We start from the raw sequence: 13,586 nt of genomic DNA on the forward strand, positions 1-13,586 counted from the left end.
ATGTAACGTAATGGGAGGTGGGTGCAGTCGTGCGAATAGGGCGATCGCAACCTCCTGAACCGGCAAATGACTTGTGCATTCATCTCGTCACCTGGACGCGTCGAGCAAGGGAGAAGTACCTGTGAAGATTGACGTCCAACTCGACGGTCGGCCAGAGGACGCGGCGCGGCGCGCACACGAACTCGTGGAACTCGGAGTGGACGGCCTGTTCACTTTCGAAGGCGCACATGATGTATTCGTGCCGTTGGTCGCGGCAGCGGCCAGAGTTGAGGTCGACCTGATGACGAATGTCGCTATCGCGTTGCCCCGCAGCCCATTACATCTCGCCCATGCAGCCTATGATCTGCAGGCCCTCAGTCGGGGTCGGTTCCGTTTGGGCCTGGGCTCGCAGATCCGTCCGCATATCGAGAAGCGGTACGGGGCGGAGTGGTCGCGCCCGGCGGCCCGCATGCGTGAGACGGTGCTGGCGATCAGGGCGATTTTCGATGCATGGGAAGGTAATTCACGCCTACGGTTCGAGGGAGAGTTCACCTCGCACACGCTGATGCCTCCGACGTTCGATCCGGGGCCTCATCCCTTTGGACCACCTCCTATCTGCCTAGGTGCACTCGGGCCCATTATGACCCGCACGGCGGCCGAGGTGGCAGACGGTCTGCTGGTGATGCCGTTCAACAGCGTTCGGCACTTCCGGGAACGGACGGTACCGGCAGTGGAGGAGGGGCTGGAACGCAGCGGACGCACCGCTGGGGATCTCGCGATCTACCCGCAGGTGATCGTGGGGGTCGGCCGCACCCCGAAGGAGCTCGAGGCAGCAGCGCGCGGTGTGCGCGGTCTTCTCGCCTTCTATGGTTCGACCCCTGCATACCGGCCGGTCCTCGAGGTGGAGGGATGGTCGGACCTTCAGCCGAAGCTCAACGCATTGTCCAAACAAGGGGAATTCGCTGCGATGACGGATCTGATCGACGACAAGATGCTCACAACTCTTGCAGTGCGGGGGACACCCGAAGAGTGCGCAGCCGAGATTGTCGCGCGGTTCGGCGATCACGCCGATCGAGTGTGCTGCTACTTTCCCGGTTACGAGGTTCACGGACGGCACATCGGGGAATTGGCCGCGGCGATGAAGGTGCTGGCGCCGTGAGTGATGTTCTAGTCGAGATCTCCGATGGAGTCGCCCTTTTGACTCTCAATAGGCCGGAGCGGCGCAATGCCTTCTCGGGCGCGATGGGGCGGATGTTGGGCGACTGCTACCGCAGGTTCGACGCGGACGACGGCGTTCGAGTTATCGTGCTCACCGGCACTGCGCCGGCTTTCTGTGCCGGCGCCGACCTCAGTGCGGGCAGGGAGACGTTCGCTTCGCCCACCGACGACAACTTCACTGCGTCCCCGGTCGAGCCTCCCGCTTTCGATCTCCGAAAACCGGTGATCGCCGCAGTGAACGGTCACGCGATCGGAATTGGACTCACGATCGCGATGCAAGCCGACATCCGCATTGTCGCTGACGACGGCAAGTACGCGATCCCACAGGTACGGCGCGGGGTGGTCCCGGACGCGATGTCCCACTGGACCGTGCCGCACGCGGCGGGCATGGCTACGGCTGCCGAAATTCTTCTGACCGGGCGAACATTCGATGGACGAGAAGCGGTGCGATTAGGTCTTGCGAGCCGATGCCTGCCAGCCGAGGAGGTGTTGCCTGCCGCGTTGGAGATCGCTCGCGACATTGCGACCAACGTGGCACCGATGTCAGCGGCGCTGAGCAAGCGACTGCTGTGGGATACGGCTCGCTACGGATTTACACCGCAGCAGGTTGCCGCATACGAGACCGAACTGCACCACCGCGTCATGGGCACCGCAGACGCGGGCGAAGGAGTGCGCGCATTTCTCGAACGTCGTGATCCTGAATGGGTGGCCGGAGTTACCGCGGATTGGAAGAATTTGCCTTGGCAATGAGTGGTTTTGGTGCCGAGATCACCACGGACGATGCAGTGGGCGAACTTGTCACCAGTCCGACGAGAGTCGGTGTGCAGTCGGGGGCGCCGGGAAGTCGTATCTCACCTTTTCGGGTCGCTGGTGGGGTCGGCTGTAGCGGGCCCGTCAATGACCTTCTTGGTTTGTGAGGTTCAAACCTTCGAGGCGTTTGACGCGTCGTCGTTCGAGGAGCACGGCAGATACCCCGCATACCAGTGACACCGCGCAGATGATCCCGGCGATCAGTGCCCAGCCCTTGAATCCGTAACCTGCAGCCACCAAGGCTAATCCGAGTGTGGCGAGTGCAAGACCGATGAGTATGTAGCCGGGATAGTTACGTTCGTCAGCGATACCTTCGCCCACATGCGATCGATTGGTGTGTGCGTCGTCGACCGGTAAGTTGTCTAAGTTGTCGTTTGCCTCAGTCACCGTCTTCTCCGTTCTCTGCTCTGTTGTCGAGCGACCTACGAATATGACCCTGAAGCGTCAATGGTTCCGCAACAGATCAATCAACTTGTCCTTGGTCAACTTTGAATAGTTATGTAGGTCAAGTTCTTTCGCGCGACTTTTCAGATCCTTGACTGTCCAGTCCTCGTACGGCGGTGACTGGCCACCCGACTTTCCGACGCTGGAACGTCCGCGATTCGCAGCAGCGTTCGAAATGCGGGCAGCTTTCTCTTTGGAGTCACCCTTCTCCCGTAGTTTCTCGTAGAGGTCTTGGTCTTGGAGTTGGGGCTGTGAACTCTTCTGTGGCATAAAGGATCACTCCTTGGCGGTTGTGTACCACGATCCGGTGCAGGGAGAAAATGAACACTCGCACGCAGGCTGAGTGTGAGCTCTACCTGTCCTGCGAATCGGTTGCCGGGCCGTGTTCAGTGGCGCCACCCTCATCTGACCAGGTTTGGTCGCCGGATGGGTCGGACTGCACGTCACTATTCGCGTTGTCGGAGCCTGAATCGGGTGTCACCGTTTCGACGTCATCGGGCGAGTCGCCACGCGGAACTGCTTGCTGGTCGTGCATCGTGCCTCCTGGGGTCGTCTCGACGGGTTCGGTCGAGGGGTGACTTTCGGGTCGCACCAAAAGCTAATCTGCATCCGTGGAAACAGATAATATCATGCATGGGTGAAATGCTTGGTGCAAAACCGATCTCATGGGCGCGCTGGCATCGTTCGTTTCGCGTGCACTTCAGGTGTGAAAGGGGAGCGGATACTCGCTGGCGCAGGCGGAGTTTCCATGAGTCCGTTCAGAATCTGTCTCGGCCTACGGCAGTGTGTACCTACCGTCATTGTTGTGGGTTGCGCGACTCCGACGGGTTGAAGGCATCTGAAGCGGCACGGTGGTGTAGATCCGTCACTGTCTCGATCTGCTTCGAAACCAGGGCATTGAGTTCGCGATGTTGTTCTTCGGTCTCGCCCGCGGGTATGTCGCGGAGCACTTCCCACATGGCGCTTTTGCCGCACAGGGCAGTTCGCATGACCTCGAGGGCGGCAAGTCGCACGAGACGGCGTTGCCACAGCGCGTCGATGTGAACGAGTTTTCTCAGTCGGTTCAGCCCTGCATCGATCTGCGGATAGCGGGGTAGCGAAATTTCCTGCGTGTCTTCGATTAGTTGCAGTAACTGCCCGATTTCGTATTCCAACTCACTCGGAAGGGAGTCCAGGCGCCCCTCGGCCCACGATCCGTAGGAATCGGCGAGAGATCTGGCGAGTTGCAGGCCGAGCATTGCGCCGCCGAGGTGTGTAACCAAGTACACGGTGGCGGTGTGTTCCTCGGACGATCGAGATCGGTTGCCGATCATGTCACTCTCCCAAGCGTGGCGCAATGGATTTTGAAATGGGCGTTCTTCTGCTCGTTCGCCTTCGTTGCGACTCTCCGTGCAGGGCAACGTCGCCCTGATCTGTCGGGCGCCGACGGGTGTGCGCGTCAGCATTGGCTGATGTGGGTTACCCATATTATTCATTCTCGATCAAGCCGTATGAAGCAAGGATATGGACTTCCGTGCGCTTGTCCTGTTCTTCGGCGCGGCAGCAGTCGGACGACTCTCGTTTCGAAGTCGCCGGGAGGTACGGTGAGCGCGGCCACTGTCCGGACCGATGGCACGCCGGTGCGGGGGTCTTCAACATTATCGTGAGGATCCTGTAGCGATGCGGAGGTGCTTGCTCGAACTTTCCGGAAACGTCGCAAGTGATTCGCGACTATGTCGCTATCATATTGTAGTGCAGTAACTTTCGCGCCCTGTGTCGGTGATACGCCCTGTGTCGGTGATACGCTCCGGTGGCTGGAAATGCCGCACTGGGTCGGTTTGCGAGGTGGGTCGATATTGAACATAACGTCCGCCTACTGCGCGACCAGTCAGGCCGAGCAGCGTTATGTGTCGAACGAATTTCACGCCTGGCAAACAGCGAGCAGTTCGCATGAAGGGTCCAGGTAATCTCACTGCTGATCAACATAATTGAGTGACCGAGGGCCCAGAGCGGTTCACTGCTGGGTAATCAGCAAGTCCTACGGTGTTGACGCGCAGCAGAATGCAGCGTTGACTAGGCATTACGCCATGGCCGGGAGGCCGTCATGCTCATCGTCTTCGGACTGGTCGTCCTTGTTTGCGCGGCGACGACTGCAGTCGCGCGCCCGTTGAGCAACTGCAGTCATGCATATCCGATAGCCGGCAACTTCGGAGTCTGCGGTTCGACGTCGATGGCCAGGGACGATCCAGGGGAAGGCGACTGGGCAAGACCGTTCGGCCGCCGATCACCGTAGAGAAAGAAACGCCATGAGCATCATGAAGAAGATCCGACACAAGGCCGAAACTGCCGGGGGCGCTGCAAAGAAGACTGCCGGCAAGGGCTTGGGAAACGAAAGGATGGAAGCCGAGGGAAGCGCAGACCAGGCCAAGGGTCAGGCCAAACAAGCCGGCGACAAGCTCAAGGAGACGGGGCAGAAGGTCAAGCACGTATTCAAACACTGACTTCGTCCCGCACCGCTGCGAGATGCCTGTGCACGCGAGAGTAGGCGAGAAATATGAGTGCACAACAGAATACGAGCGGCCGGGCCGCCCCCGCCGCGACTCGACGTACAGGCACGGCACACAACAGTAGAGTCGGTGGCAGTGCCAGACGTGGTGCGTCCGCCACGTCGCGTTCGGCGCGGACGTCGAAGGCTTCAACAAGGTTGGGGTGGGGATCCGCGCAAGCTCTGGCGGCGCGGCTGGCAACTGCGGAGTCGACCACTGCCGCATCTCGTCGCGGGTTACCGCGGCGCGGGGAGCCGACACGACGATCAAAGCCTCGGCAATCACAGCAAAGGCAATCACAGCAAAAGCAATCAGAGCAAAAGCAAAATAGTGCCACGGTTGCGCCCGAAGGCGCCTCGACCGGTACCGCCGGCGGTCCGGTGTGGCGATCGGTCGAAGCCGCTGTCGAGTGGTTGAAAGCCCACAATCACCTTGCGGACTCGGTGCGGGATCGCATTGGAGCCGTGAAAAGCAAATTTCAGGAGAGGATGAAGACACTTGTCGAGGACGCCACACCGCACGGGCCGGGTGTGACGGCGGGACTCGCGGGCGCTCGGGCAGTTCTGACGGGTAAGAATCCCGCCTGGCCCGCGGTCAAAGGTCTGGTGTCGGGGATGAGCGGAAAAACGAAAGTCACGCTCATTCTCCTTCTTGTCCTCGCACTCCTGCTCGGGCCGGTGCTGCTGGTTGTCCTCGTGCTGGCCCTCATTGGTGCGGGGGTGGTTGCAGCGGTGCGGGCCGCAGCGAAATAACCTTGGTTCTGCGAAAGCTGTTGAGCAACAATTATTTCAGGTGATCCCCGGCATCTTCGACCACGATCGAATCTCAGGAAGAAAACGAGAAGTAGCCAGGGGCCGAATCAGCTGTTCGGCTGATGATTGAGCCCGCCGCGGGCGGGGTAGTCGAAATGCGCACCCTTACCGCACACGGTTGTGCGGCCCAGCTCCGAGGACCGTCCTGCGACACATTGCCGACGTTTGGCAAGAGGTGCGCTATGACTACTCGGCGAAGGGGTTCGACAATGAAAGCAAAAGGTCAAGTGGCATTGGCAGTGGGCGCTGGATACATGCTGGGCCGCACTCGCAGAATGAAGATGGCGTTGATGCTCGCGGCCGCCGGCGCGACCGGCCGGTTTCCCGGCGGACCGCGTGATTTGCTGGAACGCGGCACGAAGATGCTGGCAAAATCGCCGGAGGCCGCCAAGATCGGCGATGTAGTCAGGGAAGAATTGGTCAGCGCAGCGAAGGCCGCGGCAGTCACCGCTGCCAGCCAACGCATCGACTCCCTGAGTAACCGGTTGTTGGCGGGCGGACACGCTGTCTCAGGAACGGTCAGTGATGTTTCCGACTCTGTGGGTGACGTTGCCGGAGTCCGACGGCTCGGTCGCAAGAAAAGTGCTCGTTCGCGCGACGATGAGCGCGACGAGGAGGAAGTCGGTGCCGACGAAGAAGTGGGCGACGACGAGGCACCCGCGAAAGAGGCGGCCGAGGAGGAGTCGACTCCACGCAAGCGTGCGGCGTCGCGGCGCCGCACCACTAGCACCGCGCGGAAAACCAAAGATGACATGGGCGACGAGGACGAAGAGCCGCCCGAACGCAGCCACCGAACACGAGCCAAAGCCGCAACGGACTCCGCGCCCGTTCGTCGAGCACGGAGATGATGACGATGACAAACGCCGCGAACAAACTACAAGAAGCCATACCGGGTGACGGGCACGGCGCGTCGAGCGTGTTGCAGGACTCGATCCAAAAGCTACTCGGCGCGGTGGCTGAACGAGCCTTGTCATCGGTCTCGGACACGGTGTCGAACACCTCCGAAAGACTTAACGACTACGCCGAGGGCGGTGGCGGTGGGCTGCTCGCCGCTGTCACCGGTTCGGAGAAATCGGATGAGGGCGAGTCGCCCCTCAAGTCCGCCGTGAGCGGAGGCTGGGAGGGCGCCAAGCAGATGGTCAAGGACCGGGCCTCCGACGTCAAAGACGCTGTCACCGGCGGAAGTGACGGTGGCGGTAAGAGCGGCGGTAAGGGCAAGAAGCTCAAGTTGACCAACATCGTCGAATCGATCGATGTCGGGGTCCCTGTCCAATTGGTCTACAACCAGTGGACTCAGTTCGCCGACTTCCCGTCGTTCATGAAGAAAGTCGAACGAGTGGAGCAGGAATCGGACGAGAAACTCGAGTGGAAAGCCCAGGTCTTCCTGTCGCACCGAACGTGGGAATCGACGATTGTCGAACAGATTCCCGACGAGCGGATCGTGTGGCGTTCGAAAGGGGCGAAAGGTTACGTCGACGGTGCGGTGACGTTCCACGAGGTAACGCCGGATCTGACTCGTATCCTGGTGATCCTCGAGTATCAACCCAAAGGTTTCTTCGAAAAGACGGGAAACCTGTGGCGAGCGCCTGGACGCCGAGCACGATTGGAACTCAAACACTTTCAACGTCATGTCATGACCCAGACTCTTCTTCATCCCGACGAGATCGAGGGATGGCGCGGGGAGATTCGGGACGGTCAGGTGGTCGAGCCCGAGGAGGACGAAACGGAGGAGGAAGCGCAACTCGACGAGGGCGAGGAGCCCGAAGAGACTGACGAGGAGGAAGAGCCCGAAGAGACGGACGAGGACGAGGAGCTGGAGGAGACCGACGAGGAGGAAGAACCTGAGGACGAGGAGCCCGAGGAGCCCGAGGAGGAGGTATCGCCTGCACCGAAACGCCGAGGTCGCCCTCGCAAGACTGCGTCCGCGAGTGAGGAGAAGGCGCCTGTACGTAGGGGCCGCCCTCGCAAGGCTGCGGCAGCAAAGTCCGCGGGCTCGAGGCAAGGAGCGCGGCGATGACTGCAATACAACCTGCGGGCGGCGGCGGTGGCGCAGTCGGCGGCGGTCCGAGCTCCAGTAGCCTCGCCGATGTCATCGACACCATCCTCGACAAGGGACTGGTCATCGACGCCTACGTGCGTGTCTCACTGGTCGGTATCGAACTGCTGACCATCGATGCACGCGTCGTCGTCGCCAGTGTCGATACCTACCTGCGGTTCGCGGAGGCGGTGAATCGGCTCGAGATCGGAGACGAGCCCAAGGGGCTCACGGATCTGGTCGGAGATGTCACCGAGAGCGGGGCCAAATCGAAGACCAAGGGGGCACTGGAGGCTGCCGGTGAAAAGCTCGGTGGGATCCTCGGCGGTGGCGAGGAAGAGCCTGAGCGCGAACGAGTTTCACGCAAGTCGACTCGAGGTGACCGATGATGTCTACGTCGAAAACGTCTACGTCTAATCAAGCTGACGAGGCGCGTGGGGAACCTCGAACCAGTGGTATCTACGTGTACGGCATTGTGCCTGCGGATGTGGAGACGGGCGAGGACGCGGTCGGCGTATGTGATGAGGCGGTCAGCGTCGTCACACACGGCGACATTGCCGCGCTGGTCAGTGAAATCTCGGTAGACAGACAACTCGGTAAGCCGGAGGATCTGCAAGCTCACGCGCACTTGCTGGATGGAACCGCCAAGGTGGCGCCCGTTCTCCCATTGCGGTTCGGGGCGGTTCTCACCGACGAGGAGGCAGTGAAGGACGAATTACTTACTGCACACGCCGACGAGTTCGCCGCAGCATTGGGAGAATTGGAAGGACGCGCACAGTACGTCGTGAAGGGACGGTACGTCGAAAAAGCAATCCTGCGGGAAGTAATCGAAGAAAACGAACAGGCAAGCGAGCTGCGTGACACGATCCGAGATCAACCCGAAGACGCCACCCGTGACGCGAGGATGGCCCTGGGCGAGATCATCAGCAACGCCATCGTCGCCAAGCGAGACGAAGACACTCGCACAGTGGTCGATGCGCTCACGCCGTTGGCTGATTTTCTCAATGTCCGGGAACCCACGCACGAGGAGGATGCCGCGCAAGTGTCGGTTCTCATCGAAGTCGCCAGGCAAGACGAACTCGAGAACAGAGTCGACGAGTTGGCGCAGCAATGGGAAGGCCGGGTCGAGATGCGAGTACTCGGACCGCTCGCTGCTTACGATTTTGTGGTGACACGGAAACCGGAGGGCTGACCGATGGGCGTGCTCTCCTTCATCGTCACATTGCCACTTGCTCCGGTACGAGGGGTGATCTCGCTAGCCGAGTTGATTCAGCAACAGGTCGAGGACGAATTGCACAACCCCGCCAGCGCACGTCGCGCGCTGGAGGAGCTGGAGGAGGCCAGGGCCGCGGGTGAGATCACCGAGCAAGAGGAACAACAAGCTCAGCAGGTCATCCTCGACGACATGGCCGCAACGGAACAGACGATCACCCCGGAGAAGGAGTGATCCACCATGGCGGACGAGGAACCGCCGGCCCTCCCGGCACATGACGTCGCGGAACTCGCGTTGCGCGACATCACACAGCTGACCGGTAAGCAACCGTTGGGTGCTACGTCGGTGATGCCAACCGACGAAGGCTGGACGGTGGAAGTCGAGGTGGTCGAGGATCGTCGCGTCCCGTCGTCGACGGACATGCTCGCACTGTATGAGGTGGTGTTGGATATGGACGGAGAATTGTTGTCCTATCGCAGAACTCGCCGCTATACCCGCGGTGCCGGTGACGGTGTGGGCGGACGCTCATGACCATTGCCGGCGGTTCGGGCAACCTGCCGCAAGTCTCGGGCGGCGGCGTAGGTGGTGGACGTCAGTCGACCAACCTCGGCGACATTCTCGAACGGGTGCTCGACAAGGGGCTGGTGATCGCCGGGGACATTCAGGTAAACCTGCTCGACATCGAACTGCTGACGATCAAGGTGCGACTCGTGATCGCCTCGCTGGAAACGGCGAAGGAGGTGGGCATCGATTGGTGGGAGCACGATCCCTGGCTGACCGGAAAGAACAACAGCGTCGAACTGGAGAACACACGTCTGCGGGAACGGATCGCCGAACTCGAGGCCGACAGGTCAGTGGACCCAGCACTTACCTCGGACGAGCCGATCGAGGTGGAGACGCGGCACTGGGACGAAGACGATGACAGGAAATGAAGGCGTGTGGCTCTACGCCATCACGTCAGAGAGTATCGACGTCCGGTCCCTTGCCTCAGTCGTTGGTGTGGCGGGTGAGGTTGTCCGGGTGGTGCAATCGGCCGGCCTGGCAGCAATAGTGGGCTCGGTTGATCTCGACGAATTCGGTGAGGGTCCACTACGACGCCATCTCGAGGACCTCGACTGGCTGGCAGCAACTGCGCGAGCCCACGAACGCGTCGTGTCTGCCGTACTGCGCTGCGGTCCTACGATTCCGCTGAGGCTGGCCACCCTGTATCTCGACGACGACCGAATTCGCAGTCTGCTCGAGGTCGAGCATGAAAAGTTGCGCGCCGCATTACGTTCCGTGTCCGGACGAAGCGAATGGGGCGTCAAAGGATACGGCGACGCGCGCGCGCTGGCCCAAACATCGCCCCAGAAACAAGCCGAGCCCGGTGCAAGTGGAAAGGGAACAGCCTATCTGCTTCGACGCCGGGCAGAGTTGACTGCGCAACAAGATGTCGAACGCCGCGCAGCGGCCGAGGCAGACGACATACACGCTGCCCTCCTCGAACGAGCCGTCGACGGCCTCCGGCGGCCTGTCACCGATCCGGTCCTGTCCGGAAAACGCGCCTGGATGATTTTCAACGGCACCTACCTCGTGGACGACGATCGAGTCGACGACTTCACAACCTTCGTTGCGGCGCTCGACGCCGAACGTGACGGCGTCACAGTGGAACTGACCGGACCGTGGCCTCCGTACTCATTTGCCGGGATCGACATGGTGACTCGATGAGCGAGATCGTCCCGGCCGACGACACACGCCGTATCGCTCTCGTAGACCTGCTCGACAGAGTGCTCGGCGGGGGAGTTGTCATTACCGGCGAGATAACTCTCTCACTGGCCGACGTCGACATGGTGCGGATCTCGCTGAGAACCTTGATTGCCTCGGTCAGCGCGCTTGTTCCTGATCCAATCGAAGAGGACATCACCGATGACTGAACCGGGAACCTTCGACTCGGATGCGAACTCAGACCTCGGTCGCCGTGTTCTACCGCAGCGGATCGACGCAGACCCCGAATCAGTCGAACGTGGCTTGGTCACCCTGGTTCTCACGCTCGTCGAACTACTGCGTCAACTCATGGAGCGCCAGGCGTTGCGCCGCGTCGAGCACGGAGATCTGAGCGACGAGCAGATCGAGCGCATCGGCACGACTTTGATGTTACTCGAGGATCGAATGGCCGAGCTGCGGGATCATTTCGGTCTTACACCCGAGGATCTCAACATCGACCTCGGCCCGCTGGGACCGCTGCTGTCCAACGACTGACAGGTTGCGGTGGGGGCCCTGCTTCAGCGGTGAAGGTTGCCTACCGGTGGGGCTTCAGTTGAATCTTGACTGCGCCTTCCTGCTTTTTCTGAAAGATCTCGTACGCGTGCGGTGCTTGTTCCAATGGCAGTTGGTGGGTGGCGAATGTGTCGACTCCGAGTGGGTCCTCGTCTGTCAGGAGTGGCATGATGTCGTTGACCCACTTCTTGACGTTAGCTTGGCCCATTCGAAGCTGAATTTGCTTGTCGAACAATGTCATCAGAGGAAGTGGGTCGATCTTTCCGCCGTAGACACCGATTATCGAGATCGTTCCGCCACGTCGGACGATGTCAATTGCCGAATACAACGCGCCTAATCGGTCGAGACCAGCGGTGCGCATTGCCGGTGCGGCAATCGCGTCGGGAAGCAGTCCGATGAATTGCTGCGCGAGCTTGGCGATCGGCGATCCGTGAGCCTCCATGCCGACAGCGTCGATCACGGAATCCGTTCCGCGGCCGTCGGAGTGACTGCGTACGGCGTCGCCGATCTTGTCGCCGTAGTCGTCGAGGTTGAGCGTTTCGATGCCGCGCTTTTCCAGGCGTGCGAGGCGTTCAGGTACCCGGTCGATGCCGATAACATGAAATCCTTTGTGCTGCGCGATGCGAGCGGCCATGTCTCCGATCGGTCCGAGTCCGAGGATCGTCACGGAACCACCGGCTGGGATGCCGGCATATTCGACTGCCTGCCAGGCTGTGGGTAATACGTCGGACAGGTAGACAAAGCGTGAATCATCGGGACCGTCAGGCACTTTGATGTGAGTGAATTGTGCCTGTGGGACGCGAAGATATTCAGCTTGTCCGCCTGGCACCGAGCCGTAAAGTTCGGAGAATCCGAACAAAGCCGCGCCGGTGCCCTGGTCGCGGACCTGCGTCGTTTCGCACTGTGTGTACAAACTGCAGTTGCACATGAAGCAGTTGCCGCACGAAATTTGGAAGGGGATGACGACACGATCACCGACTTCGAGACCAGTGACGTCGGAACCGATTTCTTCGACGATCCCAATGGGTTCGTGACCGAGGATGTCTCCAGGGTTCATGAACGCTCCCAGGGTCTCGTACAGGTGTAGGTCGGATCCGCAGATGTTGGTCGTGGTGACTTTGATGATTGCATCGGTGGGTTCGACGATGGTGGGGTCGGGAACCGTTTCGACGCTGATCTTTCGTTTGCCTTGCCATGTCACTGCGCGCACGTTGATCGACCTCTCTCGCAGAAATATTGTCGCAGTTCGCCTGCCCGAAAGTACTGAAATGCAAACACAATCGGCGGTGCTGCATCGTCTGGCTGGTCGCCGAATTGAAGTGGCTGCGAGATCAACGTTTGCGGCGCCTATCTGAGGGTATGCCGATAATGCCGGGTCTTCTGAGGCTCGTGCACTAGGAGTCCGACATGATTGTTCTTGGAATCATCTTGCTGATCGTTGGGTTCGTGTTCGGAATTCCGATCCTGTGGACAATCGGGATCGTGGTACTGGTGATCGGACTGATCTTGATGTTGCTCGGGTCGACTGGTCGCGCGGTAGGTGGTCGGCGACACTACTATTGACGGCGTTGCCTCGCGGTTCCCTGATACCCGCCCTCCGGGAGGTGCGTCGCGAGAAGTTCGTCGTCATCGGTATAGCGTTCCACTGTGATGCCCTGGCTGACACCGAGGTTCGCTTGGATTGCGGCACCGATGGCTTCGTTGTCCGACTCGAATAATTCATCGGTGGCGGAACCGTCCGGCATGGTTATTCTGTAACGATCCATCTCACCACCTTTCACTTGCTCGAGGAATTAAACAACCCCGCATAAGTCGTTGATTCCGCCCGGCGACAATCGCCGCAGTCGGTATCCGGCCGGCGTGTCGTCAGTGCACAGATGTTTGCCAGATCGCGCTTCGGGTAGTGCCTTGGAAGTACGTATTGCAACGTACGTAGCGCAACGACACTGGAGGATTCACGTGCCAGACGACAAGAGTGGTCCCAGCGAAGGCGTCAAGGGCGTCGTCGAAGGCGTCAAAGGCGAGGCGAAGGAAGCTGTAGGTGCAGTTACCGGCAACGACAGCTTGTCTCGGGAAGGTCGAGCCCAGCAGGACAAGGCGGAGAGTCAGCGGGAAGTCGCCGAGAAAGAAGCAGCAGCCGAGAAGGCTCGCGCAGAAGCGGCCGCGGATGAAGCGCGCCAACGGGCCGAGCAGTAACCGAGTCTCACTCGTCACCCTCGGCTCAGGGCGTACCTGAGTCGAGGGTTTCCGGGGCTTGACCTGCCTATCTGATACAGCACAACGTGATTCGTGTA

At 60.4% G+C, this 13,586-nt stretch carries 21 protein-coding genes; 16 read left to right on the plus strand and 5 right to left on the minus strand.

Going from position 1 to position 13,586, the window contains the following annotated elements:
* The first annotated feature begins 121 nt into the window (after positions 1-121).
* The gene (locus tag ACFRFQ_RS01245; protein WP_378652109.1) at positions 122-1,138 is read left to right on the plus strand and encodes a TIGR03617 family F420-dependent LLM class oxidoreductase; all 1,017 of its coding nucleotides are present in this window, start codon (positions 122-124) and stop codon (positions 1,136-1,138) included.
* On the plus strand, positions 1,135-1,947 hold the full coding sequence (locus ACFRFQ_RS01250; protein WP_378652112.1) for an enoyl-CoA hydratase/isomerase family protein: 813 nt from the start codon (positions 1,135-1,137) through the stop codon (positions 1,945-1,947). The genes ACFRFQ_RS01245 and ACFRFQ_RS01250 overlap by 4 nt, the downstream gene beginning before the upstream one ends.
* Positions 1,948-2,091: 144 nt before the next feature.
* Here ACFRFQ_RS01250 and ACFRFQ_RS01255 read toward each other — a convergent pair whose 3' ends face one another.
* From ACFRFQ_RS01255 to ACFRFQ_RS01265, 3 genes are all read right to left on the minus strand, one after another.
* Positions 2,092-2,394, minus strand: coding sequence for a hypothetical protein (locus ACFRFQ_RS01255; protein WP_378652115.1), 303 nt, complete (start codon positions 2,392-2,394; stop codon positions 2,092-2,094).
* A gap of 57 nt (positions 2,395-2,451) precedes the next feature.
* On the minus strand, positions 2,452-2,721 hold the full coding sequence (locus ACFRFQ_RS01260) for a Rho termination factor (protein ID WP_378652118.1): 270 nt from the start codon (positions 2,719-2,721) through the stop codon (positions 2,452-2,454).
* Positions 2,722-3,248: 527 nt separating this feature from the next.
* Complete coding sequence (locus ACFRFQ_RS01265; protein WP_378652120.1) at positions 3,249-3,764, minus strand: hypothetical protein; 516 nt, start codon at positions 3,762-3,764, stop codon at positions 3,249-3,251.
* Positions 3,765-4,736: 972 nt separating this feature from the next.
* On the opposite strand from ACFRFQ_RS01265, the gene ACFRFQ_RS01270 reads away from it, so the two are divergent.
* The 12 genes from ACFRFQ_RS01270 to ACFRFQ_RS01325 all read left to right on the plus strand — a co-directional run bounded on the left by ACFRFQ_RS01270 (position 4,737) and on the right by ACFRFQ_RS01325 (position 11,274).
* A complete protein-coding gene (locus ACFRFQ_RS01270) occupies positions 4,737-4,931 on the plus strand; it encodes a CsbD family protein (RefSeq protein WP_378652123.1) in 195 nt (64 codons plus the stop codon).
* Between the two features lie 533 nt (positions 4,932-5,464).
* The gene (locus tag ACFRFQ_RS01275) at positions 5,465-5,728 is read left to right on the plus strand and encodes a hypothetical protein (protein WP_378652126.1); all 264 of its coding nucleotides are present in this window, start codon (positions 5,465-5,467) and stop codon (positions 5,726-5,728) included.
* A gap of 269 nt (positions 5,729-5,997) precedes the next feature.
* Entirely contained in the window at positions 5,998-6,636 is a 639-nt protein-coding gene (locus tag ACFRFQ_RS01280) for a hypothetical protein (RefSeq protein ID WP_378652131.1), read from the plus strand.
* Between the two features lie 5 nt (positions 6,637-6,641).
* Positions 6,642-7,805 (plus strand): SRPBCC family protein, encoded by a 1,164-nt coding sequence (locus tag ACFRFQ_RS01285; RefSeq protein ID WP_378652134.1) that lies wholly within the window; start codon positions 6,642-6,644, stop codon positions 7,803-7,805.
* Complete coding sequence (gene gvpJ / locus ACFRFQ_RS01290) at positions 7,802-8,212, plus strand: gas vesicle protein GvpJ (RefSeq protein WP_378652137.1); 411 nt, start codon at positions 7,802-7,804, stop codon at positions 8,210-8,212. The genes ACFRFQ_RS01285 and gvpJ (ACFRFQ_RS01290) overlap by 4 nt, the downstream gene beginning before the upstream one ends.
* A complete protein-coding gene (locus ACFRFQ_RS01295; RefSeq protein ID WP_378652139.1) occupies positions 8,212-9,015 on the plus strand; it encodes a GvpL/GvpF family gas vesicle protein in 804 nt (267 codons plus the stop codon). Before gvpJ (ACFRFQ_RS01290) ends, ACFRFQ_RS01295 begins: the two co-directional genes overlap by 1 nt.
* Positions 9,016-9,018: 3 nt before the next feature.
* Positions 9,019-9,270, plus strand: coding sequence for a gas vesicle protein GvpG (locus ACFRFQ_RS01300; protein ID WP_378652142.1), 252 nt, complete (start codon positions 9,019-9,021; stop codon positions 9,268-9,270).
* Positions 9,271-9,276: 6 nt separating this feature from the next.
* A complete protein-coding gene (gene gvpO, locus ACFRFQ_RS01305; protein ID WP_378652144.1) occupies positions 9,277-9,567 on the plus strand; it encodes a gas vesicle protein GvpO in 291 nt (96 codons plus the stop codon).
* Positions 9,564-9,968, plus strand: coding sequence for a gas vesicle protein GvpJ (gene gvpJ, locus ACFRFQ_RS01310; RefSeq protein ID WP_378652147.1), 405 nt, complete (start codon positions 9,564-9,566; stop codon positions 9,966-9,968). Before gvpO ends, gvpJ (ACFRFQ_RS01310) begins: the two co-directional genes overlap by 4 nt.
* The gene (locus tag ACFRFQ_RS01315; RefSeq protein ID WP_378652150.1) at positions 9,955-10,743 is read left to right on the plus strand and encodes a GvpL/GvpF family gas vesicle protein; all 789 of its coding nucleotides are present in this window, start codon (positions 9,955-9,957) and stop codon (positions 10,741-10,743) included. The genes gvpJ (ACFRFQ_RS01310) and ACFRFQ_RS01315 overlap by 14 nt, the downstream gene beginning before the upstream one ends.
* The gene (locus ACFRFQ_RS01320; protein WP_378652153.1) at positions 10,740-10,949 is read left to right on the plus strand and encodes a gas vesicle protein; all 210 of its coding nucleotides are present in this window, start codon (positions 10,740-10,742) and stop codon (positions 10,947-10,949) included. The genes ACFRFQ_RS01315 and ACFRFQ_RS01320 overlap by 4 nt, the downstream gene beginning before the upstream one ends.
* Positions 10,942-11,274 carry a gas vesicle protein K gene (locus tag ACFRFQ_RS01325; protein ID WP_378652156.1) on the plus strand — a complete coding sequence of 111 codons (333 nt, stop codon included), beginning with the start codon at positions 10,942-10,944 and terminating at the stop codon, positions 11,272-11,274. Before ACFRFQ_RS01320 ends, ACFRFQ_RS01325 begins: the two co-directional genes overlap by 8 nt.
* A 40-nt stretch (positions 11,275-11,314) precedes the next feature.
* Here ACFRFQ_RS01325 and ACFRFQ_RS01330 read toward each other — a convergent pair whose 3' ends face one another.
* The gene (locus ACFRFQ_RS01330) at positions 11,315-12,502 is read right to left on the minus strand and encodes an alcohol dehydrogenase catalytic domain-containing protein (protein WP_378652159.1); all 1,188 of its coding nucleotides are present in this window, start codon (positions 12,500-12,502) and stop codon (positions 11,315-11,317) included.
* Positions 12,503-12,699: 197 nt separating this feature from the next.
* Between ACFRFQ_RS01330 and ACFRFQ_RS01335 the strand changes: the two genes are divergently transcribed.
* Positions 12,700-12,855 carry a DUF6131 family protein gene (locus tag ACFRFQ_RS01335; RefSeq protein WP_378652162.1) on the plus strand — a complete coding sequence of 52 codons (156 nt, stop codon included), beginning with the start codon at positions 12,700-12,702 and terminating at the stop codon, positions 12,853-12,855.
* Here ACFRFQ_RS01335 and ACFRFQ_RS01340 read toward each other — a convergent pair.
* Positions 12,849-13,058, minus strand: coding sequence for a hypothetical protein (locus ACFRFQ_RS01340; RefSeq protein ID WP_378652164.1), 210 nt, complete (start codon positions 13,056-13,058; stop codon positions 12,849-12,851). The two genes, ACFRFQ_RS01335 and ACFRFQ_RS01340, sit on opposite strands and share 7 nt — an antisense overlap.
* A 193-nt stretch (positions 13,059-13,251) precedes the next feature.
* On the opposite strand from ACFRFQ_RS01340, the gene ACFRFQ_RS01345 reads away from it, so the two are divergent.
* On the plus strand, positions 13,252-13,488 hold the full coding sequence (locus ACFRFQ_RS01345) for a CsbD family protein (RefSeq protein ID WP_378652167.1): 237 nt from the start codon (positions 13,252-13,254) through the stop codon (positions 13,486-13,488).
* The last annotated feature ends 98 nt before the right edge of the window (positions 13,489-13,586 follow it).

Source organism: Rhodococcus sp. NPDC056743, from assembly GCF_042790355.1.
Taxonomy (GTDB): domain Bacteria; phylum Actinomycetota; class Actinomycetes; order Mycobacteriales; family Mycobacteriaceae; genus Rhodococcus_F.

Bases quoted from the DNA above. Each gene is read 5' to 3' on its own strand.
- ACFRFQ_RS01260 (WP_378652118.1), bottom strand. From the start codon at position 2,721: ATGCCACAGAAGAGTTCACAGCCCCAACTCCAAGACCAAGACCTCTAC.
- ACFRFQ_RS01265 (WP_378652120.1), bottom strand. From the start codon at position 3,764: ATGATCGGCAACCGATCTCGATCGTCCGAGGAACACACCGCCACCGTG.
- ACFRFQ_RS01270 (WP_378652123.1), top strand. From the start codon at position 4,737: ATGAGCATCATGAAGAAGATCCGACACAAGGCCGAAACTGCCGGGGGC.
- ACFRFQ_RS01275 (WP_378652126.1), top strand. From the start codon at position 5,465: ATGAAGACACTTGTCGAGGACGCCACACCGCACGGGCCGGGTGTGACG.
- ACFRFQ_RS01280 (WP_378652131.1), top strand. From the start codon at position 5,998: ATGAAAGCAAAAGGTCAAGTGGCATTGGCAGTGGGCGCTGGATACATG.
- ACFRFQ_RS01285 (WP_378652134.1), top strand. From the start codon at position 6,642: ATGACAAACGCCGCGAACAAACTACAAGAAGCCATACCGGGTGACGGG.
- gvpJ (WP_378652137.1), top strand. From the start codon at position 7,802: ATGACTGCAATACAACCTGCGGGCGGCGGCGGTGGCGCAGTCGGCGGC.
- ACFRFQ_RS01295 (WP_378652139.1), top strand. From the start codon at position 8,212: ATGTCTACGTCGAAAACGTCTACGTCTAATCAAGCTGACGAGGCGCGT.
- ACFRFQ_RS01300 (WP_378652142.1), top strand. From the start codon at position 9,019: ATGGGCGTGCTCTCCTTCATCGTCACATTGCCACTTGCTCCGGTACGA.
- gvpO (WP_378652144.1), top strand. From the start codon at position 9,277: ATGGCGGACGAGGAACCGCCGGCCCTCCCGGCACATGACGTCGCGGAA.
- gvpJ (WP_378652147.1), top strand. From the start codon at position 9,564: ATGACCATTGCCGGCGGTTCGGGCAACCTGCCGCAAGTCTCGGGCGGC.
- ACFRFQ_RS01315 (WP_378652150.1), top strand. From the start codon at position 9,955: ATGACAGGAAATGAAGGCGTGTGGCTCTACGCCATCACGTCAGAGAGT.
- ACFRFQ_RS01320 (WP_378652153.1), top strand. From the start codon at position 10,740: ATGAGCGAGATCGTCCCGGCCGACGACACACGCCGTATCGCTCTCGTA.
- ACFRFQ_RS01325 (WP_378652156.1), top strand. From the start codon at position 10,942: ATGACTGAACCGGGAACCTTCGACTCGGATGCGAACTCAGACCTCGGT.
- ACFRFQ_RS01335 (WP_378652162.1), top strand. From the start codon at position 12,700: ATGATTGTTCTTGGAATCATCTTGCTGATCGTTGGGTTCGTGTTCGGA.
- ACFRFQ_RS01340 (WP_378652164.1), bottom strand. From the start codon at position 13,058: ATGGATCGTTACAGAATAACCATGCCGGACGGTTCCGCCACCGATGAA.